This window comes from Granulicella aggregans (assembly GCF_025685565.1).
Lineage (GTDB): Bacteria > Acidobacteriota > Terriglobia > Terriglobales > Acidobacteriaceae > Edaphobacter > Edaphobacter aggregans_B.
The window spans coordinates 665,829-688,404 of sequence record NZ_JAGSYE010000003.1 but is presented as its reverse complement, the minus strand read 5'-3'; the positions used below and the strand labels follow the sequence as shown (position 1 = coordinate 688,404).

Genomic DNA, 22,576 nt, shown 5'->3' with positions numbered 1-22,576 from the left:
CATCCCGCTTTCCTAGAGAGTTTGCATTCGATGTATGAAGTTCTTGATCTTCTCAAGATGTTCTACGGGCAACGTCACCTTCTCAATTGCTTGCGTAGTGAGCGGAACCCAACCGGAGCTTTCGTAGGGATTCAATCCTAAAAGCCAGCGAGATGTTTCCACCTCATCACCCAGCGATTGGCGCGCATCTGATTCCTGCTTGTCGACCCACGCGATGAGTTCGTCAAGAGTCTGCGGTTGAGCGTTCCGTGACAGAGGGTCAAGCCCGAGAAGAAGAATGCAAAAGGCAGCGAACGGGGTCAGAGAGTCATGTTCGACCCGTTCATAAAACCAAAGCAACAGCTCAAGAGCATACCAAGCGACCTTCGGGCCAAGGGCTAGTGCGCTGCCTGTGAATTGACGCAGCGTTGCCGCTGAACTGTCGAGGAAAGTGCACTCGTTGTAGTACGCGTAGTCGTAGGTGTCGCCTTCGCTGCATGTTGCCGCAGAAATCAGCAGCAGAGCGCATGCAAGGAGACGCTTTGTATGAGCTGCTTCGAGATCACCAGCGGGCGCATCTGTTTCGGGCTGACTCCAGCGTGTGAGTTCGAGAACCTCACGAGGAGTCCAATGGAGCAATCCTTTTTGCGGCTTCGTGGAGAGCTGAAGTTTGATGGCGGTCAGATGATCTTCACTGTCTTCGCCAGCATCTGCCTCTGCTATTTGCTGCAGCATCCCAGGTGTCGCACGTTCTCTAATCCAGTCCAAGATTGGAACCTCGGATGGAGTTGCGCCTAGAAACCATCTGAAGGGGACGCCGTTTCGTTCCATGGCTAGAAGTCTTACTTGCGTTCGTTGATGAGATGGATCATCTCGAGGAACAGATCGGCGGAGGTTTGCAGGGACTTGGCGCTGATCTTGTCCATGGTGTCCTGGGCGGTATGGTGGTAGCCGTCGGGCATTTGCGCGGTGTGGGGGCCGTAGTCGAAGTCGCCGATGTCGAGGACGGGGACGTTGCGCTGCTTGAAAGGAAGGTGATCGTCGAGCTCGGTGGTGGAGCTCTTGAAGACGTTTGCGCTGTGGCCGGTGTTCTTTGCGGCGGTGGCCAGGAGGTCGCTGAGCCATTGCGTGGAGTTGCCCTCGCGCGGGATGTTGAGGTCCTTGTCGCCGATCATGTCGGCCAGCAGGAAGGCCTTGATCTTCGTGATGGTGCTGTCCTTCGACCACTTGGCGGCAAGGTGACGTGTGCCGTAGAGGGAGTCGGAGTCGGACCATTCTTTGATGGCCTCTTCGCCGTCGTCGAAGACGATCCAGACGCTGTAGCCCTCTGGTGGATGCGTGCGGAGGTAGTGGGCGATCTCGATGAGCAGGGCGGTGGTGCAGGCGCCGTCGTTTGCGCCGACGAAGTTGATGTCCTTGAGGGGGTAGTTGGTCTCGTAGTGTGATGCGAGGACGATGATGCCGTCCTTCTTACCCGGGTAGCGCACGATGTAGTTGCGCATGGGCACCATGCCGATGGGCGTGGACGCGACGAAGCTGTCGGTCTCGAAGGTGCCCTTGGCGATCTCCGGGGCGAACTGGGATTTGATGAAGGCCTCGGCGGCGGCGTGGTCGGGCGAGCCGACGTAGCGGTGAGGAGCGGTGTTCACGTACTGCTGGGTGAGGTTGTAGATGGCCTGGCCGCTGATTGGGGACGGATGCTTCTGCGCCGAGCAGGCTAGCGTCGAGAGGACGCAGAGGGAGATGGCTAGCTGGCGAAGTGTGCTTAGACGTGGCGAGGTGAAGCGGAAAAGCGAAATGCGGGGGTCTCTCCACTTCGCTGCGCTCCGGTCGAGATGACGTGTCTCGTGGGGGAGGGAGCAAAAGCAGATCCTCCGCTTCGCGAAGGATGACAAGGTTTGAAGACTGGCGAAGGTCATGCGGGCTTGGGGGCGTCTTTCTTCTTGGTCGGATTGACGATGAAGGCGGCGACCACGCCGACCATGTAGAGGACCAGCATCGGCAGCGCGAAGAGGCACATGTAGATGGGGTCGGGCGACGGGCAGATGATCGCCGCGACGAGGAAGATCAGCAGGATGGCGTAGCGGATGTGCCGGAGCAGGAACTTGCCGTCCACGATGCCGAAGAGGGCGAGGAAGAACATCAGCACGGGCAGCTCAAACGTCACGCCAAGCGCTAGAACGATGGCGAGGAAGAAACCGGTGTAGTCCTCGATGGTGATGATGGGGTGGAATTTCCGGCCGAAGTCGTTGATGAGGACGCGGAGCATTCCGGGAAGGACGAAGTGGTAGCCGAACCACGCTCCGCCAAGGAAGAGGGTGACAGTGGTGGCCATGAAGGGGACGATGTACTTCTGCTCGTGGCGATAGAGGCCGGGAGAGATGAAGAGCCAGAGCTGAAAGAGGATGAAGGGGCTGGCGAGGATGGCGCCGCCGTACATCGACGTCTTCAGGTAAAGGTTGAGGCCGTCGGTGGGGTGGGTGAAGTTGAGCTGGATGTGGAGTTGGTCGAGCGGGGCCTGGACGATGCCGTAGAGGCGCTCGTGGAATGCGTAGGCGACGCAGAAGCCGATGAGCAGATAGATGACGGAGTGGATGATGCGCTTGCGGAGCTCGTCGAGGTGCTCCATCAGAGTCATGCCGGGGAGCTCGGCGCGGTCGGTGACGGCGGTGCGGGCCTTGTCGATGAGATCAGCCATGGAGGGACTCCTCGGCTGCGGCGTCGGTCGTGGTGAGCCCGGCGGTGTCGGTGTGGCCGTTGGTGTAGCGGTTCGGGCGTTGGTCAGAATGCTCATGCTCGGCGGCTGCGGCTGGCTCGGCGGTTTCAGCGGGTTCTTCGTGGGGGATGGAGTCGACCAGCGGAGCGATGGAGGATGAGGCGAGCGTGGTGGTGCGCGGCTGCGGCAGGCCCGTGGCGGGCGGCATGATCTTCAGGTCCCCGGAGACGGCGATGGGCAGCGGCTCAACTTCGCCGATAGGGACTTCCGGGGTGGCTTCTATCGATGCCGCTTCGGGGCTGTCGGACGGGATGGAGCGCAGCTGCGGGTTGTCCTCCGGACAGTCGTACGCCGTGGTGCCGGGGGCTGGCGTTGCAGGATCGGTTCCGAGTACCGGCGCTGGCGGCGGCGCGGCGGCCTCGATCTTTGCGATCTCCTTCTGGCGGTCGGCCTGCTCGGCGAGGCGGAGCTCCTCTTCCATCTGCATGCGGAATTCGTTCGAGGCGCGGCGGAACTCGCCCATGAGCTTGCCAAGCTGGCGCGCGATCTGGGCGAGGCCCTTGGGACCGAAGAGCAGAAGACCTAAAAGGATGATGACGGCGCTGTCGCCGAGACTCGGCATAATTCTTCCTATGATACGGGTTCGAAAGGGACTCAACAAATGTGGCAGGAGTGTTGCCGGAAGATTATGCGATGATGAAAGTGGGCAGGCTGGCAGTGCCAGATTCGTGCATCGTTTCGATGGCGACCTCGTCTAAAGTGTACGGACGGCAGAGGTCACTGGACTTCTCCGGCCGAGTTTTAAGGGTTGCAACATCCCCGTGGGTTGGGTGTTTCACGTTCGTGGTTTGAGCTTGGGCACAGCGAATCCACTGCAACCGCGCAGTGAATGCTTTCAACATCCCCGTTCTCGAGCGGCTGCAGCTATGCAGGGCTCGCTGGACTGAAGGCGGAGTACTTTGATCGATCTACTGGAAGAAGCCCCGGCAATAGCCGAAGGCGCAGCTACAGGGGAGAACTGTTCCCTCGACCACTATCTTTCCCAACCCGACCACACGATGGACGCGCGGATTGCCGCGGCGCGAGCGAAGCTTGGAACCGATGTCGTTCTGCTGGGGCACCATTATCAGCGCGACGAGGTGATCCGGTTCGCGGACTATACCGGCGACAGCTATAAGCTATCGAAGATTGCTGCGGAGACGCAGGCGAAGTACATGCTGTTCTGCGGCGTGCACTTTATGGCGGAGACGGCGGATGTGCTGGGCAAGCCATGGCAGCAGGTGATCCTGCCGGACCTGAATGCTGGATGTTCGATGGCCGACATGGCGGAGATTGGCCAGGTTGAGGACTGCTGGGACTCGCTGGAACGGGCGGGACTGACCCACGACGGTGGATTGATTCCGCTGACTTACATGAACTCTGCCGCGAACATCAAGGCGTTTTGCGGCGAGCGCGGTGGGTTGGTGTGTACTTCGTCGAATGCTCGGGGAGCGTTTGAGTGGGCGTTTGCTCGCGGCGAGAAGATTCTGTTTCTGCCGGACCAGCATCTTGGTCGGAACACCGCTTTTGCGATGGGAATTCCGATGAGCGAGATGGTGGTTTGGGATCCGTACCAGATCAACGGCGGCGTGCTGCCGGAGCGGCTGAAGGCTGCGAAGGTGATCCTTTGGAAGGGGCACTGCTCGGTGCATCAGAGGTTTCTGCCGGAACATGTCGACCGTGTGCGTCGCGAAGAGCCGGGGATGCAGGTGATCGTGCATCCGGAGTGCCGCTGGGAGGTCTGCCAGAAGGCCGATGCAATCGGATCGACGGAGCGGATCATCGCGGAGATCGAGAAGGCTCCGGAGGGTTCGAGCTTTGCTGTGGGAACCGAGATTCACCTGGTGAACCGGTTGGCGAAGCGGTTTGCTCCTTTAGGCAAGAAGGTCATTACGCTGGATGATGCGGGATGCCTGTGCACGACGATGTACCGGATCTCGCCGCAGCACCTGGCGTGGACGCTCGAGAATCTGGTTGAAGGCAGAGTGGTGAACCGCATCAAAGTCGATGACGATGTTAAGGAGTGGGCCAAGGTGGCTCTCGATCGGATGCTGGAGGTCAAATGAGTAAGACGTTCACGTTGTCCGAGGCGCAGACCCTCCTGCCGGTGCTGGAGTCGCTTCTGCGCGGCGCGCAGAAGACGGCGGCGAGGGTGGGCGAACTCGAGCGCGAGATGCAGGACCTGAACCAGCGCATCTTTCTGTCGGGCGGGATGCATGTGGATGTCGTTGCGGCTGCCAAGCGGCGTGGTGAGCGCGAGAAGTCGATTGAATCGACGAAGGAGACGTTGGCGGAGATCGATTCGATCGGCGTGCAGGTACAGTCGCTCGAAGATGGGCTGTTGGACTTTCCCTGCATGGTGAGCGGAGATATTGTGATGCTCTGCTGGAAGATGGGTGAGCCGGGAATCTCGCACTGGCATGGGTTGGAAGAAGACTTCAGCGAGCGGAAGCCGCTGGACGCGCGGTTCGATAAGAGTGAGCGGGAGCGGTTGAACTAGGTTTGGTGACACAGTTCCGGGGCTGAAGCCCCTTTCTTGCGAAGCGCCGGCTTGCCGCGGGCTAGAAGTCTGCTGCTACTCCGAGGCTAACGCCTCGGGTACTAAATCGAGCGTGATAGCCTTCGGCTGGGCCCCATACCTGAATCTGCCGAGGTTTCGCTTGATGAAGCTGTTCGTGGCGTTTCTTTGCCTGCTTTGTATCTCCTCAATACCGGCTTGGAGCCAGCAGCAAACTCCGGGTGCTGCCCAGAGCGAGGCGAACGATCCGTTCGCCAGCCTGCGAAACAATCGGGACTTCGAGTTCATCCTGGAAGACGGCGCGACGCACCAGCCGCTTGCGAATACCCAGGTCGATATCGAGGCCACGGACAAGGATGGAGCGACAGCGTCCATTCCCGGCTCGACGGATGAGGCGGGGAAGATCTCCGCGTCGCTGAACCCCAAGCTCACTTACTCCATCACCGTTCACGCGGCTGGGTATGACGATCTGACGGAGAACTGGAGCGCTGCGGGATCTTCGCTGGAGATTGGGCTGCACGCCAATCCGAACGCTCCGCGCAGCCCGTACCTTCCGCCGTCTCAGCAGACTCAGGAGGCCTCAGGCATCGACAACGGTCCTGTAGCGCCACCGCCTCCTGATCTCAAGGCCCAGATTCACACCTTCCTGGTGGGAGTGTTCTTCGCGGTGCTTCCGGCGGCGGGGTTCCTTCTACTGCGCGAGGTCGCGGTGCGGACGGTCCATCTCTTCATGATGCGCAGAGGCGCGCCGAAGCCGGCTGCTTCGCCGGTTGAGGAGCCCGAATCTGCGTCCAGGCCGGAGCCCGCTGTGATGCCGGGCTTTCTGGAGATGAATACGCTAAACGGCATTCTGCTGAGCGGTCCGGCGGAGACGAGGGTTCTACGCGCTGAGGGGACGAGCGGGCGCAAGCTGAAGATTCTTGAGTTGTCGCTACTGGTGCAGGTGTGCGGGCTGGCGTCCTCGGTGGCATTGATCGCGTGGCTGATGCCGAATGCGTTCGCTGCGAACAAGTTGGAGATTGGGATTGGAGCGGCGGCGCTGCTGGCCGTCGATGCTTTGCTGGCGTTTTATGCGTGGACGACGTGGCTGCAGGGCGCGCGGACGGTGGAGTTGCTGGGCGTGCTCTCCGTGGTGGCGACGGTTGCGATCACCGTGTTTGGCCTTCGCGACAAGATTCCGGCATTCATCGTGATTCCAGCGGTGGTGCAGATTGCTTACCTGGTGCAGGAGTTGCGCACGCTGCGCCGCGATGCACTTCAGGACGGGAATCGGAAGCTGGTGATCCTGCGCGTCTTCGGATCGGACAAGAATACGGCGTTTACGTTTGGCAAGCTGATGGAACGGTGGCGGTTTATCGGGTCGTTTCTCACGATCGTGGACCCGGCTTATATACGGCACCGGTTCTCGGTGTTGGCGAAAGGGAACGCGGGCCGGTCGCTGGGTATGACGCTGACGGTGGGAACTCTGGCGGCGCTGCTGGATCAGGGTGCGCGGTTCGCTCCGGATATGTTTCCGCAGGTGATTCCGGCGGCGTGGGCTTCGCTGCCGCCCGATCAATTGCTGATGCGCGTTCGCTCGGTGTTCTACGGGATCCTGTCGGTGATCGCTCTGGTTCCGATGCTGGCGTACATCTGGCGGCATTTTTTGAAGTCGCCCGCGCAGGCGATTGCTGGGGTGGAGCGAGTTGCAGGGGCGACGCTGAGCGTGGAGACGGACTTTCACGGGTCGCCGTTCTTCTGCTACGACGATGTATGGCAGCCTGCGGTGCGCAAGATGCTGTCGGTCGCGGATGTGGTGCTGATGGACCTTCGCGGGTTTTCGGCCGAGCGGCAGGGGTGCGCGTATGAGCTAGGGGAGCTGGTTGACTACTATCCGGTGGACCGCCTGCTGTTCCTGGTGGATGCTTCGACACCGCGTGATTTGTTGCAGAAGCTGATTCTCGAGCGGTGGGGGAAGATGCGAGCAGAGTCGCCGAACCGGGCGATTGCGGAGCCGGTCATCCAGCTTTATGAGACGGCGGACCGGTCGGCCAGCGATATTCAGCATATTGCCAGTCTGTTGTCGGCTTCGCTTGAAGGACGGGTGCAGACCCAGGCCCAGTTGACGTATTGGGGAGCGGCTAAACGGGTGGCGTGAAGTTTGTGGCCGACCCACTCATCGCGATGTAACTGCGATGAATGGGGCACAGAAATCGACACGGAGTTGTGGCAGAGAAGCGAAATGCGGGGGTCTCTCCACTACGCCACGCGATGAGGCCGCGTGGCTCCGGTCGAGATGACGGTTCTTTCGGGAAGAAGAGGAGCCGATTTTCCGCTTTTTCACATGAGTCCTCATGTGCCGTTTTTGAACGGCCGGAGTCGAACAGGGCGTCCGCTACTTTACTGCGTCATCGTCTGGAGACTTCCCGGAAGTGGCCGTGGCTGAGAAGATGGAGAGGCAGGATCAGGAGCGTGGGCCGGTGGTGAAGGAATTGATTGCTCAATTGAGTTCAAGGTTGAGATTTGGCAGGATTTTCAGCGCCGCCACGGTGGTAGCCGGTCTAGTCTGCATGACGGGATGTGCCGGCTTCTTTCCGCCGCTGACCAGCGGCAGTGGAAGCGGATCGGGATCGACAACGGGCGACTACGTTTATGTGGCGAACTCTTTCACCAGCACCTCGAGCGGGACAAGTTCGGCGTACTCGATTACGGGATTTTCGATTGGCGCAAACGCCCTGACTGCGATCTCGGGAGCGACGGAGACGTTGCAGTTTGCGCCGCAGACGCTGGCGGTGACCCCTTCGAACAGCTATCTCTATGTCGCGGGGTCGGGAGTGATCTACGGCTATTCGATCAACTCGACTACGGGGGCGCTGACGCAGGTGCTGACTGCGTCGAGCGGAAAGGCGCTGGCGAACGCGGACATGATCTCGATGGTGGTGTCGCCGGACGGCAACTGGCTGCTGGGGCTGGATAGCAGCCCGAGCGCAGTGGTGATCGACGAGTTCGCGATCAATTCGACGACGGGTCTGCTAAGCCTGGAGGCAGGAGCGACACAAGCTCTGACGGGCGGAGCTTCGATTGTGGCGTCGAATCTCGCCATATCTCCGAAGGGCGACTACCTTGCGGCGTCGGTTGGGACGGGTGGCTTGGTAGACTTCAGCTTCGATACGAGCACGGGTGTGGTGACAGCGGTGGGTGAGCTTACTGCCTCTACGGCTTCGAGCGCGGATCAGGCTGCGGTCTTCGATTCGACGAGCTCGACGCTTTACGTTGCGGTAAGCGGGACAAACGCCGGCGTCTATCCTTACACGATCGGCAGCGGAGGCGTGTTGACGCAGGTGAGCGGAGCGCCCTTCTCGCTTGGGACGAGTTCGACGGCGGGACCGGCGTCGATCCTGATCGACAAGACCGGGAAGTACCTCTACGTGGGGAACCGGACCGCGGGTTCGATCTCGGGATACACGATTGGGACGGGCGGAGTGTTGACGAAGCTGGCGGGATCTCCGTTTACGGCTGGAACGACGGTCACGGCGCTGGGGTATGACAATAGCGGCGACTACCTGCTTTCGACGACGTCGGGATCGAATCCGGACCTGGAGATGTTCAGCTTCGATGCGACGACGGTAGGCAATCTGGACACCTCGACGACAGCCTTGACGGGCAATGGGACGGAGCCAGCGGGAGCGGTCGCGATGGCGCTGACGCACTGATGCGGCTTCGCGCGGGCTGCGTGAATTCTGTGGATGATCCAGTGGAGTAACGCGCGACGGCTGTGTGCCGCGAGATAATGAGTCTCAGGGCGGGACCGATCGAGAGCGTCGCCCGGAGGCCTATTGAAGCGTTTCGGATGGATGGTGGAGCGGGGACTGTTTCTGGGTTGCTCGGTGCTGCTGGTGTCGGGTTGCTCCCGTTTCAAGAGTAAGCCGGAGGCGGTGTACGTCTACGTCACGGCCAAGCAGACGTTTCTGCGAGACCGGGTCGCAGCGGTGTCGAACCGGACGGGTACGGTGGAGAATGGGCAACGGCTGGCGGTGCTGGAGCGCGGGCGGAGATTCCTGAGGGTTCAGACGGACAAGAACGAGACCGGGTGGATCGACGAGAAGGCGGTCGCGACGCAGCAGACTTATGACGAGTTCGCCAAGCTGGACCAGGACCATGCGAAGGACCCGACGGTAGCGTCGGCGGTGGTGCGGGATGAGGTGTATCTGCATATCGCTCCGGGGCGAGCGACGGAGAAGTTTTACAGGCTGGCGGAGGGCGAGCGGCTGAGCCTTATCGCGAGGGCGACACTGGTCAAGGGCGGAGGGCCTAATCCAAATGTGAAGGCTGCCCCTGCCCGCAATCCGAAGCAGGCGGCGATTCCGGGAGCGGCGACGGGAATTCCGACCGGAACACCGAAGCCGGCGGTCGGATCCACGCCTGCGGTCAAGGGAGCCGAGGCGGCTGCGCCTGACGCCAAGGCCGGTAAGGCCGCCAATGCTACTGACGAAAAGGCTGCAGAAGAACCGCCGCCTCCGATGGAGGACTGGTGGCTGGTGCGGGACTCTCATGGTCATGCTGGGTGGATGCTGAGCCGGTTGATGGATGTGGATGCTCCGGACTCGCTGCTCCGGTATGCGGAGGGGCAGAGGATTGTGGGAGCTTATCTGCTGGCGAAGGTCTATGACCCGGACGCTCCGCAGGATGACAAGAACATTCCGGAGTATCTGACGGTGTTGAGTCCGTACAAGGCGGGGCTGCCGTATGACTTTGATCAGATCCGGGTGTTCATCTGGAACGTGAAGAAGCACCGGTACGAGACGGCGTTTCGCGAGAAGAACGTCGAGGGCTATCTGCCGGTGGAGCTGAAGATGATGCAGGAGGTGGGCGGGAAGGCGGCGAACTCCGCTACGCCGCTGCCGGGGTTCAGCTACAGGGTGCTGCGGGCGGACGCTGGGCAGGTGGTGCCTGATCCGATGACCGGAGCGATCATTCCGGGGGCGACGGTGACGAAGGCTTATCGCCTGGAGGGGAATATCACGCGGCGCATGGTTCCGCCGCAGGGCGAGGCGTTGCCGGAGCTGGCACACCCGGAGCCGGCGGAGAATAAGAAGGATAAGAAGAAGGCGAAGCGGCGGTAACTGCGAAATGCGGGGGGGCTCTCCACTGCGCATCGCGGTGAGGCCGCAATGCTTCGGTCGAGATGACGCTTTTACTTCGTTTGAGGGCAGTCCGGTCGAGATCACGCTTCTCATTTCAGCTTTGGCTCTTCTGAACCTAGCTGTAGAAGGCGGCTATGGCGTCGACTACGGCGCGCTGTTCGTCTTCTCGGAGCTCGGGGTAGATGGGGAGTGCGAGGACTTCGGCCGCGGCTGTTTCGGTGACGGGGAAGTCGCCGGGTTTGTAGCCGAGGGATGCCAGGCTGGTCTGCAGGTGCAGAGGGATAGGGTAGTAGATCTCCGTGCCAATCTTGCGGTCGGTCAGGTGCTGGCGCAGGGCGTCGCGGCGGGGAGCGCGGATGACGTACTGGTGGAAGACGTGTCCGGCGCGAGGGTCGGTGATGGGAAGGACGATGCCGTCTTGCGTGCTCGATGCAGCGAGGCCTGCGGCGGTGAAGAGTCCATCGTAGAGCGCGGCGCAGGCGCGGCGGGCGGCGTTCCAGGCGGGAAGGTAACGCAGCTTTACCTCGAGGACGGCGGCCTGGATGCTGTCGAGGCGGGAGTTCCAGCCCACTTCCTCGTGGATGTAGCGCTGGCGCATGCCATGGGCGCGGAGCAAGGTTGCGCGGTCGGCGATGCCGGCGTCGACGGTGGTGACCAGGCCGGCATCACCAAAGGCGCTGAGATTTTTCGTGGGATAAAAACTGAACGCGGCGGCGTCGCCCAGCGATCCGGCGGGTGATCCGTTCCATGTCGCCCCGAAGGCCTGGGCTGCGTCTTCGATCAGATGCAGCGAAAACTCCTGTTTTATGGCGCTGAATGCGTCCCAGTCAGCGCACTGGCCGTAGAGGTGTACGGGGAGAATCGCGGCGACTCGGCTGCCGGGGAGATTTGCCTGGATGAAGCGGATTGCGTCCGTCGCGGCGGATGGCGAGAGGTTGAAGGTGATGGGTTCGATGTCCGCGAAGACCGGAGTCGCCCCACAGCGCAGGATGGCGCTGGCAGTGGCGAAGAAGCTGAAAGGCGTGGTGACGACCAGATCGCCGGGGCCTACGCCTGCGGCGGCCATGGCCAGCCAGAGGGCATCGGTTCCGCTGGCACAGCCTACTCCGAACGGGGTATTGCAGGCCTGGGCTGCGGCGTGCTCGAAGCTCGAAACGGCCGGGCCGAGGATGAACTTCTGGCTGACACAGACCGCTTCGACGGCGGCCATGACCTCCTCGCGAATGGCGGAAAACTGGCGGCTGAAGTCGAGCATTGGGACAGGAAGGGAGGTCGCGATGGTCACAGTACAATGGTACAACCACGAAAGTGGCATTGCCGGATCGCATACCTTGCTGAAGAGTTTCCGTCTCTCCAGTTGAAAGTTCTTGTATATCCCCGTATTGTTATGACGTTCAGTTGCATTAACTGCAAACGCGCTTGCCAATGACTGCCAGGTAGACGGACTTTTTACGGTCTGGCAAGATTCGCATACAAACCTAGTTTTTTTCAATCAAGGAGATCGGCACTATGGATTCCAAGCCGGCACAGAACATCCAGGACACGTTTCTCAACACGGTCCGTAAGGATAAGAGCCCCATCACCATCTACCTTGTGAGCGGCGTGAAGCTGACGGGGAAGATCCGTTCCTTCGACAAGTACTCGGTGCTGCTCGAGAACAACAGCCAGGAACAGCTCATCTTCAAGCACGCCATTTCGACGGTGGTGAGCGGTCGCGCGGGGATGCATCTTGATCTGCGTCCGGAAAAGGCCGATGGCCGGGTGGTGCCGTCAGGCGGCCACGTCGGTGCGGCGAGCGCGATGCACGCTGATGCTGCCGGGTCGCTCGATCGCTAGACCTCCAGGCATGCTGGGAACCATAGAAACCGCTTCGGGTCTGGCTTCTTCGCTGATTGCAGATGAATAGGCTGCTCGGTATTAGTTGCATGCGAGGCGTCCGTCTTCCTTTTCGGGACGTTCCACACGGCTTTCTGTAATTTTTGTCCGAGAAGGCTGAGATTTGGTCTTGAATGGTGGAAGCCAGCAATTCCTGCGGAGAGGTAGTGCCTTCCGCGCAAAAGCGCCCGGTGTTATCTGACAGGTTAAGAGGATTCCGTGTACTATTCGTGCGAAAGAATAAGAGGAAAGTAGCCTGAAATTAGAACAGGCCGCCTGAGGGGGAGCGGAGGTGGTGTCCCCTTTCACGCGGCCTGCGCGACCCAGATCATAGGGCCTTCAGATGACTACTAGTTTATGCCGCTGGCGGGGAAAGTCAACGGTTATTGCCATATCCGCACGGGATTTTTATGCGTGCGGATATCGTGAAGATTGACCGATTATCGATCACTCGTTCATTGACACTCCAGCGAATGCTTTGCTAAAAATGTAAGGACACGACTGTAGATAAAGCTCTTCCACTCAACGCTGGCGCCTATCCCGTCCTGGCCAGACCAAAATCAGGACTCACAACGGCATCGTTTCACCCACTGGCCGACCTCACTATGGAACAAATACTGACTCAACTTGGTGGACTTGTGCTCGGCTCTGTGCCGACCATTCTGCTGTTTCTATTGCTGATTGCGGCTTACAGTCTGCTGGTGCAAGGGCCGCTGAACAAGGTGCTTGCCGAGCGGCGCGCGCGTACTTCCGGTGCGGTCGAGCAGGCGCGTGGAGCGATCTCCGCGGCTGAAGCAGAGACGTCCGTGTATGAAGACAAGCTACGCGCGGCCAAGGCTGAGATCTTTGCGGCCCGCGAGCAGAAGCTGAAGGCGCTGAACAGCGAGCGAGATTCCATTCTGGAGCAGGCACGTGCGGCGACTCAAGAGCGCCTGAAGGTCGCGAAGAACGAGATTGAGCAGTCCGCAGCGACGGCGCGGCAGCAGATTGAAGGCGCGAGCGCGGCGCTGAGCACGCAGATCCTGCGCGCGATCCTCCCGGCCGGCGTGCCTCCGGAGGCAGTACAGTGAGGCAATTCGGTTTGAAGAAGCTATTTTTCGCAGTCATGTTTGCCGCTTTGCTGGCGAGCCCTTTGCGTTCGATCAGGGCGCAGGAGCCTGCGGCCGCGAAGGCGTCGGCGAAGCCGGAGTCTGAAGCGGCCCGCGAGAGCAAAGGCGTTGAAGAGGAAGAAGACGAGACGGCGGCGTTCAAGCACTCGGCTTCGGTGAAGAAGATTGGCTCGATGCTCGGCATGAGTACGGACCAGGCCGCCACGGCGTTCGAAGTGGCGAACTTCGCGGTGCTGGCGATTCTGATTGGTTTGTTCCTGGCGAAGGCGCTCCCGAAGACCTTCCGTGGGCGCAATGCGAAGATTCAGAAGGACCTGGTCGACGCGCGTACAGCGACTGAAGAGGCGAACAGCCGCTTGAGTGGTGTCGAGGCCCGGCTTGCGAAGCTGGACGGCGAGATTGCTGCGATGCGCGCGCAGGCGGATAAGGACTCCGCGGCGGATGAGCAGCGGATCAAGGCCAACGTCGAGGAAGAGAAGAAGAAGATTCTCGCCTCGGCTGAGCAGGAGATTGCAACGGCGACGGCCCACGCGCAGCGGCAGATTCAGAAGTACGCAGCGGAACTGGCGATCGAGCAGGCGGCGAAGAAGCTGGTGATTACGGCCGAGACCGATCGGCTGCTGATTCAGAACTTCGCGCGCCGGGTTGGCGCGGACGACTCGAAGGAAGGGCAGAACTAATGGCTGTCATTACCCTTCGCTACGCGCACGCGTTTGAGCAGGTTGTGGTTTCGAGCAAGCTGGATCCGGCTGCCGCTCTCTCGCAGTTGCGGGATTTCTCGGCGACATACGCTGGGAGCGCAGATCTTCGCGAGATCCTGATGGATCCTTCGGTGCCGAAAGAGCAGAAGCTGAAGGTGCTCGATGCGATCGGTGGCAAGATCGGCATGTATCCGCAGGTCAGAAACTTTGTCGCCGTCATTACAGAGCACGAGCGGCTGCACGAACTCGATGAGATTATCAATGAGTACGCCGAGGCGGCGGACGCGGATGCCGGCGTCTCCGATGCGGAGATTACGACGGCGCTTCCGCTGAATGACGATGACCGCAACCAGTTGGAAGCGGAAGTTGGCAAGCTTGCCGGTGGCCGGATTCGGGCCGTTTATTTGCAGGACTCCACGCTGCTGGGTGGTGTGATCGTCAAGCTTGGCTCAACGGTTTATGACGGCAGCGTTCGCGGCCAGTTGGAACAGATGAAGCAGAGACTTATCAACGCGTAGAAATCGTGCCGGAAGTATTAGGGCACAGAGAAAAGACCAGGTAAAGAGAAGACATGGCACAGATCAAGGCTGATGAGATAACTGAACTGCTTCGCCAGCAGATTGAGAACTACGACCAGCGCATCACCGTCGACGAAGTCGGCACCATCATCTCGCTCGGCGACGGCATCGCCCGCATCCACGGATTGGACAAGGTCATGGCCGGAGAACTCATCGAGTTTCCCCACGGCGTGGCCGGACTCGCCATGAACCTGGACGAAGACCAGGTGGGCGCGGTGCTGCTGGGTGATTACACTGAGCTCTCGGAAGGCGACCAGGTCAAGCGCACCGGCAAGATCATGTCCGTGCCTGTGGGCGAGGCGATGATTGGCCGCGTCGTGAACGCGCTTGGAGCGCCGATCGACGACAAGGGGCCGATCAACACGACCGAGTCCCTGCCGGTGGAGCGTCTCGCTCCCGGCGTGATCGATCGCCAGGGCGTCAAGGAGCCGATGGCGACCGGCATCAAGGCCATCGACACCATGATCCCGATTGGCCGTGGCCAGCGCGAACTGCTGATCGGTGACCGTCAGACGGGTAAGACCGCCATCGCCCTCGATACGATCATCAACTCCGCGAAGAACAACCTGATCTGCATCTATTGCGCGATTGGACAGAAGCGTTCGTCCGTTGCGCAGGTTGTGCAGACGCTCGAAGAGCACGGCGCGATGGCGTACACGATCGTGGTGGCCGCGACTGCCTCAGAGCCGGCTCCGATGCAGTACCTTGCTCCGTTTGCCGCGACGGCGATGGGTGAGTTCTTCCGTGACAATGGCAAGCACGCGCTGATCATCTACGACGACCTCTCGAAGCACGCTGCCAGCTACCGCGAGATCTCGCTGCTGCTGCGCCGTCCGCCAGGACGTGAAGCGTACCCCGGCGATGTCTTCTATCTCCACTCGCGCCTTCTCGAGCGTAGCTCGAAGGTATCCGACAAACTCGGCGGCGGATCGTTGACCGCTCTGCCGATCATCGAGACCCAGGCGGGCGACGTCTCGGCGTACATCCCGACCAACGTCATCTCGATCACCGATGGACAGATCTTCCTCGAGACGGACCTGTTCAACTCGGGTGTTCGTCCCGCTGTGAACGTCGGGCTTTCGGTATCGCGCGTCGGCTTCTCGGCTGCGACCAAGGCGACCAAGCAGGTTGGATCGACGCTGAAGCTTGACCTCGCACAGTACCGTGAACTGGCTGCGTTCTCGCAGTTCGGGTCGGACCTGGATAAGGTCACGCTGAACCAGTTGAACCGTGGACAGCGCCTTACCGAACTTCTGAAGCAGCCGCAGTTCCAGCCGCTTCCGTTTGAGAAGCAGGTTGCGATTCTGTACGCCGGTGTGAACGGTCTGCTGGACGATGTGGAAGTCCGCGACCTGCGGGCGTTTGAGGACGGCTACTATCCGTATCTCGAATCAGCGGCACCGGCCATCCTGACCGACATCGCGACGAAGAAGGCGCTTGATGACGACATCAAGAAGCGTCTCGGCGATGCCATCAAGGCTTATAAGAAGGACTTTCTGGACGGGCTGAAGTCGAAGCAGCCAGTTGCGGTGGCCGCAAAGTAAACCATGGCAAACGTACTCGATCTACGCAGACGCATCCGCAGTGTGAAGAACACGCGGCAGATCACCAAGGCCATGAAGATGGTCTCGGCGTCGAAGCTGCGCCGTGCGCAGGACCGCACGATGCGTGCGCGCCCGTACGCGGAGATGCTCTCGAACGTCCTTGAATCGCTGGTCCGCCGGACTGATCTTTATAACAACGAGACGGGTGAGATCATCCACCCGCTGCTCGTCGAACGTGAAGAGAAGAACGTCCTGCTCATCGTCATCGCGGGCGACAAGGGATTTGCGGGCGGCTTCAACTCGAACATTGGTAAGGCGGCTCAGAAGTTCATCACGGAGCGCACCGGCAAGGGGCAGAACGTCGACCTCGAGCCAGTCGGCAAAAAGGCCATCGGCTTCTACAAGAAGCGCTTTCCCGCTGCGAACTACGAGAAGACGGAAGAGCACTACGACAACGATCTTTCGACTCACTACGAGACGGTCCGCCATCGCGCGCAGCAGATTGAAGTTGCCGCCGAACATCTCGACCTTCTGCTCAAGGCGGACTTCGGTGCTGTTGCAGAGATTGCCCGCGATATCATCGCCCGTTACGAGCGCTCTGAGATCGATGCGGTCTACATCGTCTACAACGAGTTCAAGTCGGTCATCCAACAGCGCATCGTGGTTGAGAAGCTGCTTCCGATTCGTAAGCTGGGAACGCACGAGATTACCGCTTCCGAAGAGATGACAGACGAGCAGCGCGAGGCCGCCGTCAAGGCTGCAGCCGCTGAGGGAATCTCTGTACACGAGTCCGAAGATAAGGAAGCCGAAGCGGAGGCCAAGAAGTTTGGCACTGCGGATGTCGACTACATCTTCGATCAGTCGCCGGAGGAGATCTTCAGGAACCTGATGCCACGGTATGTGACGACGCAGATCTTTCATGCACTGCTCGAGAGCGTGGCTGCGGAACATGCGGCACGTATGACGGCGACGGACGCGGCGACGAAGAACGCCGGAGATTTGATTGACTCGCTCAGCTTGACCATGAACCGGGTTCGTCAGGCGGCGATTACGAAGGAAATTATTGAAATTGTAAGCGGCGCGGCAGCGCTGTAACCGGACCTTCTTATGAAGGTTCGTGATGTAATCAAGTTGATTGAGCAGGACGGCTGGTACCACGTAAGGACGACAGGAAGTCATCGTCACTACTACCATCCAACGAAACCCGGTACAGTCACCATCCCTGGTCATCCAGGGAAAGACATTCCGGAAGGAACAAAGAACAGCGTTTTGAAGCAGGCAGGGTTGAAATGACCGAAGCGATCAAATACGCGGTAGTCTTCGAACGGTCGGAGGATGGGTACGGAGCTTTCGTTCCCGATCTTCCGGGGTGTGTCACGGTAGGTGACACGTTGGCCGAGACGGAGAGCAATATCCGCGAAGCGATCGCTGGGCACATCGCCGCAATGAAGGACCACGGCGAAGTGATTCCACGGCCAACGACGTTGGCCGAGTACATCGAAATTCCCATGGCAGTGGGGCAGTAAACGAAAGCGACTTTACACAAGAGGCAACTGCGGTAAGCGAAGACATTATGGCTGAGAACATTGGAAAAGTAATCTCGATCAGCGGCCCGGCCGTTGACGTTCAGTTCGAAGAGGGGCACATGCCGCCCATCTTCCAGGCGCTGCGTATTATCAGCGATGGATTTGTGGTTCCTGCGCCGCTTGACGTCGTCGTAGAGGTGCAGCAGCACCTTGGCGAAGGCCGCGTGCGCTGCATCGCGATGGTTGCGACCGAGGGCATGGTTCGCGGCATGAAGGCGATCGACACCGGCGCTGGCATCACCGTTCCCGTGGGTCGCGAGACTCTGGGCCGTGTGCTCAACGTGCTCGGCGAGCCGGTGGACGAGCTTGGCCCGGTCAACGCGAAGGAGCATCGGCCGATTCATCGCCAGGCCCCGGCGTTCGACGAGCAGTCGACCTCCGAAGAGATGTTCGAGACCGGCATCAAGGTCATCGACCTGATCCAGCCGTTCTTGAAGGGCGGAAAGATCGGCCTGTTCGGCGGCGCTGGCGTCGGCAAGACCGTCGTCATTCAGGAGCTGATCAACAACGTTGCGCAGCAGCACGGTGGCTTCTCGGTGTTTGCCGGAGTCGGCGAGCGCACCCGTGAGGGCAACGACCTCTGGCACGAGTTCCAGGAGTCGGGCGTTATCGACATCAACGACTTCACCAAGAGCAAAGCGGCGCTGATTTATGGCCAGATGACCGAGCCCCCAGGGGCACGTCTGCGCGTGGCGCTCACCGGCCTTACCGTCGCTGAGTACTTCCGCGACGAGGAAGGTGCGGACACGCTGCTCTTCATCGACAACATCTTCCGCTTCACGCAGGCGGGTTCCGAGGTATCAACGCTGCTTGGCCGTATGCCTTCAGCCGTCGGCTACCAGCCGAACCTTGCGACCGAGATGGGCGAGTTGCAGGAGCGCATCACGTCGACCAAGAAAGGCTCGATCACGTCGGTGCAGGCCGTTTACGTTCCTGCTGACGACTTGACCGACCCGGCTCCGGCGACGACCTTCGCTCACCTCGATGCAACGACCGTGCTCTCGCGTCCGCTGTCGGAGCTTGGTATCTATCCGGCCGTCGATCCGCTCGCGTCCACTTCGCGCATTCTTTCGCCGCGTGTCGTTGGGCAGGAGCACTACGACGTCGCGCAGGGTGTGAAGAGGATTCTGCAGCGCTACAAGGACCTGCAGGACATCATCGCCATCCTCGGTATCGACGAACTGTCGGAAGAGGACAAGACCACCGTTGCGCGTGCGCGTAAGGTACAGCGCTTCCTCTCGCAGCCGTTCCATGTGGCCGAGATCTTCACCGGTATCCCCGGAGCGTACGTCAAGGTCGAAGACACGGTCCGCAGCTTCAAGGAGATCATCGAAGGCAAGCACGATGACATCCCGGAGCAGGCGTTCTACCTCAAGGGCGGTATCGAAGACGTAATCGCGGCTGCTGAGAAGATGAAGCAAACTGCGTAAGAGCAGGGTGTCGGAAATAGGGGGTAGGGTGTAGGAAACTACAACTACCCCAGCAGTACTGATGGGACGGTAATGGCGGAGACTACGAATAATTCGGGGCAGTTGCAGGTTCGGCTGGTGACGCCGGATCGGGTGCTGCTCGACGCGACTGCGGATGCGGTCGAACTGCCTTCGGCTTCGGGATATCTTGAGGCGCTATACGGCCACGCTCCGCTGCTGGCGGAGCTGGGTGCGGGCGAGGTGCGGCTGCACGGCGGGACTTCGGGCGACAAGAAGTTCTTTGTGGCCTGGGGCTTCGTTGAAGTGTTGCCAGAGCGGGTGACGATTCTCGCTGAGACGGCGCTTCCACCACAGGACATCGACGTTGCCGCAGCGCAGCAAGAGCTACAGCAGGGGCAGAAGATGTGGGCTGAGGCTGGTGACGACGCGCATAAATACGATGAGGCGAACGCGGTGACGCGTGAGGCCGAGGCGCTGATTGCCAGTGCGGAAGGTAAGGCAGTCTAGTAACGGTTTGAATGTAGAAAAGCCCGGCTCTTAGAGTCGGGCTTTTCTTGTGGCTGATGGAGCGTGGGCGCAGGAGCGAAATGCGGGGGTCTCTCCACTGCGTCCGCAAAAGCGCGGACTTCGGTCGAGGTGACCTTTCTTATAGCTGCCGACGTTTCTTATACCTGGTGCCGTTTGTTATAGCTGCCGATGATTCTTATACAAATAGTGTGCTAGTTTACTTTGCTGCCTTGGTCTTTGCCTTGGGCTTTTCTGCTGGAGCCTCGGGCTCTTCGGATTTCTGCTTCAAGGCGTGGAGGACTACGCGGAGCATCTCTTCTTCGGGCGCGGGCTTGCCTGTCCATATCTCGAACTGGCGGGCGCCTTGCTGGACGAACATCTCTACTCCAGCAACGACCGGGATGCCGGCCTGGCGGGCCATGGCGATCAGCGGCGTCTCGATAGGGTTGTAGACGAGGTCGAAGACGAGCTTGGTGTTCAGGTCCTTGGCTTCGAGCATCTGCGGTGCCTTGTTGCCGGCCATGCCGATGGGCGTGGCGTTGAGGATCACGTCGAAGGCGGTCTTGGCGACGGCTTCCTTCTTGACGACCTTCGCTCCAGCCTGTTTTGCGAGTTTGGCGGCGGTCTCCGGGGTGCGGTTGAGGATGTGGACCTCGGCACCCTTGTCGCGGAGGCCGAAGACGGCGGCGCGCGCTGCTCCGCCTGCTCCCAGGACGAGCACCTTGGCTCCGCGAAGCGACATGCGGCGCTCAAGCGGGGAGATGATTCCGGCGACGTCGGTGTTGAAGCCGTAGAGCTTGCCATCCTGTGCCCGCAGGACGGTGTTGCAGGCACCGATCTTCGCCGAGAGTGGGTCGGTCTTCTCCAGGTGCGCCATGATCTCCTGCTTGTGGGGCATGGTCACGCTGAGGCCCTGGATGGGGATCTCGTTGACCAGAGTGAGCAGGTCGGAGAGCTTGTCGGCCTGCAGGCCGAGGTAGACGGCGTTGACGGTCTCGCGGCGGAAGGCGGCGTTCATCATCAGCGGAGACAGGGAGTTGCGGATGGGGTTGCCGGCGACGCCGTAGACCTTCGTGGCGGCGTCAACCTGGTCGATGCGGTAGGTCTCAATGAGCGTGCGGGCGGCGATCTGGCCCGGGGCGGTCTCTTCGCCTGGGGTCGCGGCGGCGAAGGTGAAGGCGCTGCCGGCGCGGACGCCGAGGACGCGGGAGATGATGCCCGCGTCGCCCATACAGACGCCGACGATGTTGCTGTGGTCGTTCATACGCTCGAGGAAGCGCATGAGGGTGACGTTATCGGTGAGGGACTTCGCAGTGGGGACGATCTTGACGAAGTCCGGCTCGAAGGGTTCCATGCGCTTGAAGATCGCGTCGAGATCTTTCGTCTGCTTGAAGTCGTGATAGCTGACGATCAGCGCGATGCCGGTCTCGCGGAGGTGCAGGAACTCGGCCTTCTTGAGTGCTTCGGCGGACTCTAGTTCGATGTCCGCTAAATAAAAGCCGGAGGCAGAAGCCTTTGAGAGGATCTCAAGCTCGGCTGCGAGAGTTCCTTCGAATTTGCCACCATTGGGTGCGCGGCGGCATGTAGCAATGGCAGTCACCGCCGTCTGCTCTGCCAGGAACTGCTTCAGCTTTGGCAATGCCGCCAACGGCTTGTCAAGGTAGTCGAGACGGAACTCGAGGAAGGTGGTTTCTTTTGTTGCCAGTGCGGCGCGTTCGAGCATCTCGGCCACGGTTGAGCCGGTGATGGAGACGCAGATTTTACCGATCCGGGAGCGGATCATCTGTGGAGTCGTGCTGAGTACATTTGTTTTCATAAGGCAATCGCGTGATAGTAACGCTGTGCCGGTCGCATTGCAACTATCTCGAGAGGCACAGCCTGAGCTTTGACTGATTTGATGGGTGATTCGAGAGCCGTTGCGGAATCTCGACGATCATACGCTGAAGTTGGCGGACGGAAAGTAGAGATCGGCGATTTCGTACAATCGTCGGGATGATTGTTTATGAAATGGAGCAATGGACGTGATGAAGCTGCCGGTGGAAGGCCTCGTTGTGCAGATACCTGGGTGGAAGGAGATGGTATGGCTACGGCATGGCTTCAGCACGCGAAGTGGTGGTGTGTCAACGGTTTACCGGCAGGGCGAGACACAGGGACTGGAAGGCGACCTAAATACTGGCTGGACGTCGGCCGATGATCCGGCGAACGTTGCGGAGAACCGGCGCAGGCTGACTGCGGAAGTTTCGTCTAAAGGCTTGCGACTTGTGACAGTGCGGCAGGTGCACTCGGCGAGGTCCTTGGTCGTGCCGGAGGATGTGTCCGGGTTCTTCAATCGTGAAGGTAGAGCGGCGCTCGAAGCGGATGGGTTGATGACAAAGGTTCCGGGCGTTTTGCTGGGGATTCAGACGGCGGATTGCGTCCCCGTGCTGGTGGCGGACCGGCGGCTGCGGGTGGTGGCAGGGTTTCATGCTGGGTGGCGGGGAACGGTTGCTGGGATCGTCGAGCGGGGGATTGCACAGATGCGGGCCGAGTATGGAAGCCTGCCAGAGGATATGTTGGCGGCGGTGGGACCGTCCATTGGGGCTTGCTGCTACAGCGTGGGGGATGAGGTGCAGGAAGCTTTCGGCAGTCGGTTCGACTACGCGGCGGAGTTGTTTGAAGCGCGCGGTGACGGATTATTTCTTGATTTGTGGGAGGCGAACCGGCGGCAACTGCTTGCGGCGGGATTGCCAGAGGCGGGGATTTCTGTGGTGGGTGAGTGCTCGGGGTGTGCGGGCGTGCCGGGGCGGAGGCGGTATTTTTCGCACCGTTGTGAGAATGGATTTACGGGGCGGATGATGAGTCTGATTGGAGTTGTCGGGGATTGATTGCGAT

The 22,576-nt window shown here is 60.3% G+C and carries 22 protein-coding genes; 16 read left to right on the top strand and 6 right to left on the bottom strand.

All coding sequences use genetic code 11. The annotated features are described in order from the left end of the window. Nucleotides 1-12 precede the first annotated feature (12 nt). From OHL18_RS18135 to OHL18_RS18120, 4 genes are all read right to left on the bottom strand, one after another. Nucleotides 13-747, bottom strand: a complete 735-nt coding sequence (locus tag OHL18_RS18135) for a hypothetical protein (RefSeq protein WP_263376283.1) — start codon at nt 745-747, stop codon at nt 13-15. A gap of 74 nt (nt 748-821) precedes the next feature. After that, complete coding sequence (locus OHL18_RS18130) at nt 822-1,898, bottom strand: M28 family peptidase (protein WP_263376282.1); 1,077 nt, start codon at nt 1,896-1,898, stop codon at nt 822-824. Continuing rightward, nucleotides 1,895-2,677 (bottom strand): twin-arginine translocase subunit TatC, encoded by a 783-nt coding sequence (gene tatC, locus OHL18_RS18125; protein WP_263376281.1) that lies wholly within the window; start codon nt 2,675-2,677, stop codon nt 1,895-1,897. The genes OHL18_RS18130 and tatC overlap by 4 nt, the downstream gene beginning before the upstream one ends. Continuing rightward, nucleotides 2,670-3,317 carry a twin-arginine translocase TatA/TatE family subunit gene (locus OHL18_RS18120; RefSeq protein WP_263376280.1) on the bottom strand — a complete coding sequence of 216 codons (648 nt, stop codon included), beginning with the start codon at nt 3,315-3,317 and terminating at the stop codon, nt 2,670-2,672. Before OHL18_RS18120 ends, tatC begins: the two co-directional genes overlap by 8 nt. 337 nt (nt 3,318-3,654) lie before the next feature. Between OHL18_RS18120 and nadA the strand changes: the two genes are divergently transcribed. The 5 genes from nadA (at nt 3,655) to OHL18_RS18095 (ending at nt 10,354) form a co-directional block, all read left to right on the top strand. Further along, complete coding sequence (nadA, locus tag OHL18_RS18115; RefSeq protein ID WP_263376279.1) at nt 3,655-4,800, top strand: quinolinate synthase NadA; 1,146 nt, start codon at nt 3,655-3,657, stop codon at nt 4,798-4,800. Further along, the gene (locus tag OHL18_RS18110; RefSeq protein WP_263376278.1) at nt 4,797-5,234 is read left to right on the top strand and encodes a DUF2203 domain-containing protein; all 438 of its coding nucleotides are present in this window, start codon (nt 4,797-4,799) and stop codon (nt 5,232-5,234) included. Before nadA ends, OHL18_RS18110 begins: the two co-directional genes overlap by 4 nt. A 163-nt stretch (nt 5,235-5,397) precedes the next feature. Beyond that, nucleotides 5,398-7,389 carry a hypothetical protein gene (locus OHL18_RS18105; RefSeq protein WP_263376277.1) on the top strand — a complete coding sequence of 664 codons (1,992 nt, stop codon included), beginning with the start codon at nt 5,398-5,400 and terminating at the stop codon, nt 7,387-7,389. Nucleotides 7,390-7,669: 280 nt separating this feature from the next. Continuing rightward, nucleotides 7,670-8,944 (top strand): lactonase family protein, encoded by a 1,275-nt coding sequence (locus OHL18_RS18100; protein WP_263376276.1) that lies wholly within the window; start codon nt 7,670-7,672, stop codon nt 8,942-8,944. Between the two features lie 123 nt (nt 8,945-9,067). Beyond that, nucleotides 9,068-10,354, top strand: coding sequence for an SH3 domain-containing protein (locus OHL18_RS18095; RefSeq protein ID WP_263376275.1), 1,287 nt, complete (start codon nt 9,068-9,070; stop codon nt 10,352-10,354). A 136-nt stretch (nt 10,355-10,490) separates the two neighbouring features. Here OHL18_RS18095 and OHL18_RS18090 read toward each other — a convergent pair whose 3' ends face one another. Next, nucleotides 10,491-11,660, bottom strand: a complete 1,170-nt coding sequence (locus tag OHL18_RS18090; RefSeq protein ID WP_317890511.1) for a DegT/DnrJ/EryC1/StrS family aminotransferase — start codon at nt 11,658-11,660, stop codon at nt 10,491-10,493. A gap of 224 nt (nt 11,661-11,884) precedes the next feature. Between OHL18_RS18090 and hfq the strand changes: the two genes are divergently transcribed. The 10 genes from hfq to atpC all read left to right on the top strand — a co-directional run bounded on the left by hfq (nt 11,885) and on the right by atpC (nt 19,705). Continuing rightward, on the top strand, nt 11,885-12,211 hold the full coding sequence (gene hfq / locus OHL18_RS18085; protein WP_263376274.1) for an RNA chaperone Hfq: 327 nt from the start codon (nt 11,885-11,887) through the stop codon (nt 12,209-12,211). A 644-nt stretch (nt 12,212-12,855) separates the two neighbouring features. Then, complete coding sequence (locus tag OHL18_RS18080) at nt 12,856-13,320, top strand: ATP synthase F0 subunit B (protein ID WP_263376273.1); 465 nt, start codon at nt 12,856-12,858, stop codon at nt 13,318-13,320. An 11-nt stretch (nt 13,321-13,331) separates the two neighbouring features. Further along, nucleotides 13,332-14,039, top strand: a complete 708-nt coding sequence (locus OHL18_RS18075; RefSeq protein WP_263376272.1) for an ATP synthase F0 subunit B — start codon at nt 13,332-13,334, stop codon at nt 14,037-14,039. Then, nucleotides 14,039-14,578 carry an ATP synthase F1 subunit delta gene (gene atpH, locus OHL18_RS18070; protein WP_263376271.1) on the top strand — a complete coding sequence of 180 codons (540 nt, stop codon included), beginning with the start codon at nt 14,039-14,041 and terminating at the stop codon, nt 14,576-14,578. Before OHL18_RS18075 ends, atpH begins: the two co-directional genes overlap by 1 nt. Before the next feature lie 53 nt (nt 14,579-14,631). Beyond that, a complete protein-coding gene (atpA, locus tag OHL18_RS18065) occupies nt 14,632-16,182 on the top strand; it encodes a F0F1 ATP synthase subunit alpha (protein WP_263376270.1) in 1,551 nt (516 codons plus the stop codon). A gap of 3 nt (nt 16,183-16,185) precedes the next feature. Continuing rightward, on the top strand, nt 16,186-17,277 hold the full coding sequence (locus OHL18_RS18060; RefSeq protein WP_263376269.1) for a F0F1 ATP synthase subunit gamma: 1,092 nt from the start codon (nt 16,186-16,188) through the stop codon (nt 17,275-17,277). A gap of 12 nt (nt 17,278-17,289) precedes the next feature. Further along, the gene (locus OHL18_RS18055) at nt 17,290-17,475 is read left to right on the top strand and encodes a type II toxin-antitoxin system HicA family toxin (protein WP_263376268.1); all 186 of its coding nucleotides are present in this window, start codon (nt 17,290-17,292) and stop codon (nt 17,473-17,475) included. Continuing rightward, nucleotides 17,472-17,708, top strand: a complete 237-nt coding sequence (locus OHL18_RS18050) for a type II toxin-antitoxin system HicB family antitoxin (protein WP_263376267.1) — start codon at nt 17,472-17,474, stop codon at nt 17,706-17,708. The genes OHL18_RS18055 and OHL18_RS18050 overlap by 4 nt, the downstream gene beginning before the upstream one ends. A 47-nt stretch (nt 17,709-17,755) precedes the next feature. Next, nucleotides 17,756-19,198, top strand: coding sequence for a F0F1 ATP synthase subunit beta (atpD, locus tag OHL18_RS18045; protein WP_263376266.1), 1,443 nt, complete (start codon nt 17,756-17,758; stop codon nt 19,196-19,198). Nucleotides 19,199-19,270: 72 nt separating this feature from the next. Continuing rightward, a complete protein-coding gene (gene atpC / locus OHL18_RS18040; protein WP_263376265.1) occupies nt 19,271-19,705 on the top strand; it encodes an ATP synthase F1 subunit epsilon in 435 nt (144 codons plus the stop codon). Between the two features lie 217 nt (nt 19,706-19,922). Here atpC and aroE read toward each other — a convergent pair whose 3' ends face one another. Then, entirely contained in the window at nt 19,923-21,521 is a 1,599-nt protein-coding gene (gene aroE, locus OHL18_RS18035; RefSeq protein ID WP_263376264.1) for a shikimate dehydrogenase, read from the bottom strand. A gap of 199 nt (nt 21,522-21,720) precedes the next feature. Between aroE and pgeF the strand changes: the two genes are divergently transcribed. Next, on the top strand, nt 21,721-22,569 hold the full coding sequence (gene pgeF / locus OHL18_RS18030) for a peptidoglycan editing factor PgeF (RefSeq protein ID WP_263376263.1): 849 nt from the start codon (nt 21,721-21,723) through the stop codon (nt 22,567-22,569). Nucleotides 22,570-22,576: the final 7 nt, after the last annotated feature.

What these genes read in the sequence shown, in the direction of transcription:
- OHL18_RS18130 (WP_263376282.1), bottom strand. Translation starts at nt 1,898, where the DNA reads ATGACCTTCGCCAGTCTTCAAACCTTGTCATCCTTCGCGAAGCGGAGG.
- tatC (WP_263376281.1), bottom strand. Translation starts at nt 2,677, where the DNA reads ATGGCTGATCTCATCGACAAGGCCCGCACCGCCGTCACCGACCGCGCC.
- OHL18_RS18120 (WP_263376280.1), bottom strand. Translation starts at nt 3,317, where the DNA reads ATGCCGAGTCTCGGCGACAGCGCCGTCATCATCCTTTTAGGTCTTCTG.
- OHL18_RS18110 (WP_263376278.1), top strand. Translation starts at nt 4,797, where the DNA reads ATGAGTAAGACGTTCACGTTGTCCGAGGCGCAGACCCTCCTGCCGGTG.
- OHL18_RS18105 (WP_263376277.1), top strand. Translation starts at nt 5,398, where the DNA reads ATGAAGCTGTTCGTGGCGTTTCTTTGCCTGCTTTGTATCTCCTCAATA.
- hfq (WP_263376274.1), top strand. Translation starts at nt 11,885, where the DNA reads ATGGATTCCAAGCCGGCACAGAACATCCAGGACACGTTTCTCAACACG.
- OHL18_RS18080 (WP_263376273.1), top strand. Translation starts at nt 12,856, where the DNA reads ATGGAACAAATACTGACTCAACTTGGTGGACTTGTGCTCGGCTCTGTG.
- atpH (WP_263376271.1), top strand. Translation starts at nt 14,039, where the DNA reads ATGGCTGTCATTACCCTTCGCTACGCGCACGCGTTTGAGCAGGTTGTG.
- atpA (WP_263376270.1), top strand. Translation starts at nt 14,632, where the DNA reads ATGGCACAGATCAAGGCTGATGAGATAACTGAACTGCTTCGCCAGCAG.
- OHL18_RS18060 (WP_263376269.1), top strand. Translation starts at nt 16,186, where the DNA reads ATGGCAAACGTACTCGATCTACGCAGACGCATCCGCAGTGTGAAGAAC.
- OHL18_RS18055 (WP_263376268.1), top strand. Translation starts at nt 17,290, where the DNA reads ATGAAGGTTCGTGATGTAATCAAGTTGATTGAGCAGGACGGCTGGTAC.
- OHL18_RS18050 (WP_263376267.1), top strand. Translation starts at nt 17,472, where the DNA reads ATGACCGAAGCGATCAAATACGCGGTAGTCTTCGAACGGTCGGAGGAT.
- atpD (WP_263376266.1), top strand. Translation starts at nt 17,756, where the DNA reads ATGGCTGAGAACATTGGAAAAGTAATCTCGATCAGCGGCCCGGCCGTT.
- atpC (WP_263376265.1), top strand. Translation starts at nt 19,271, where the DNA reads ATGGCGGAGACTACGAATAATTCGGGGCAGTTGCAGGTTCGGCTGGTG.
- aroE (WP_263376264.1), bottom strand. Translation starts at nt 21,521, where the DNA reads ATGAAAACAAATGTACTCAGCACGACTCCACAGATGATCCGCTCCCGG.
- pgeF (WP_263376263.1), top strand. Translation starts at nt 21,721, where the DNA reads ATGGACGTGATGAAGCTGCCGGTGGAAGGCCTCGTTGTGCAGATACCT.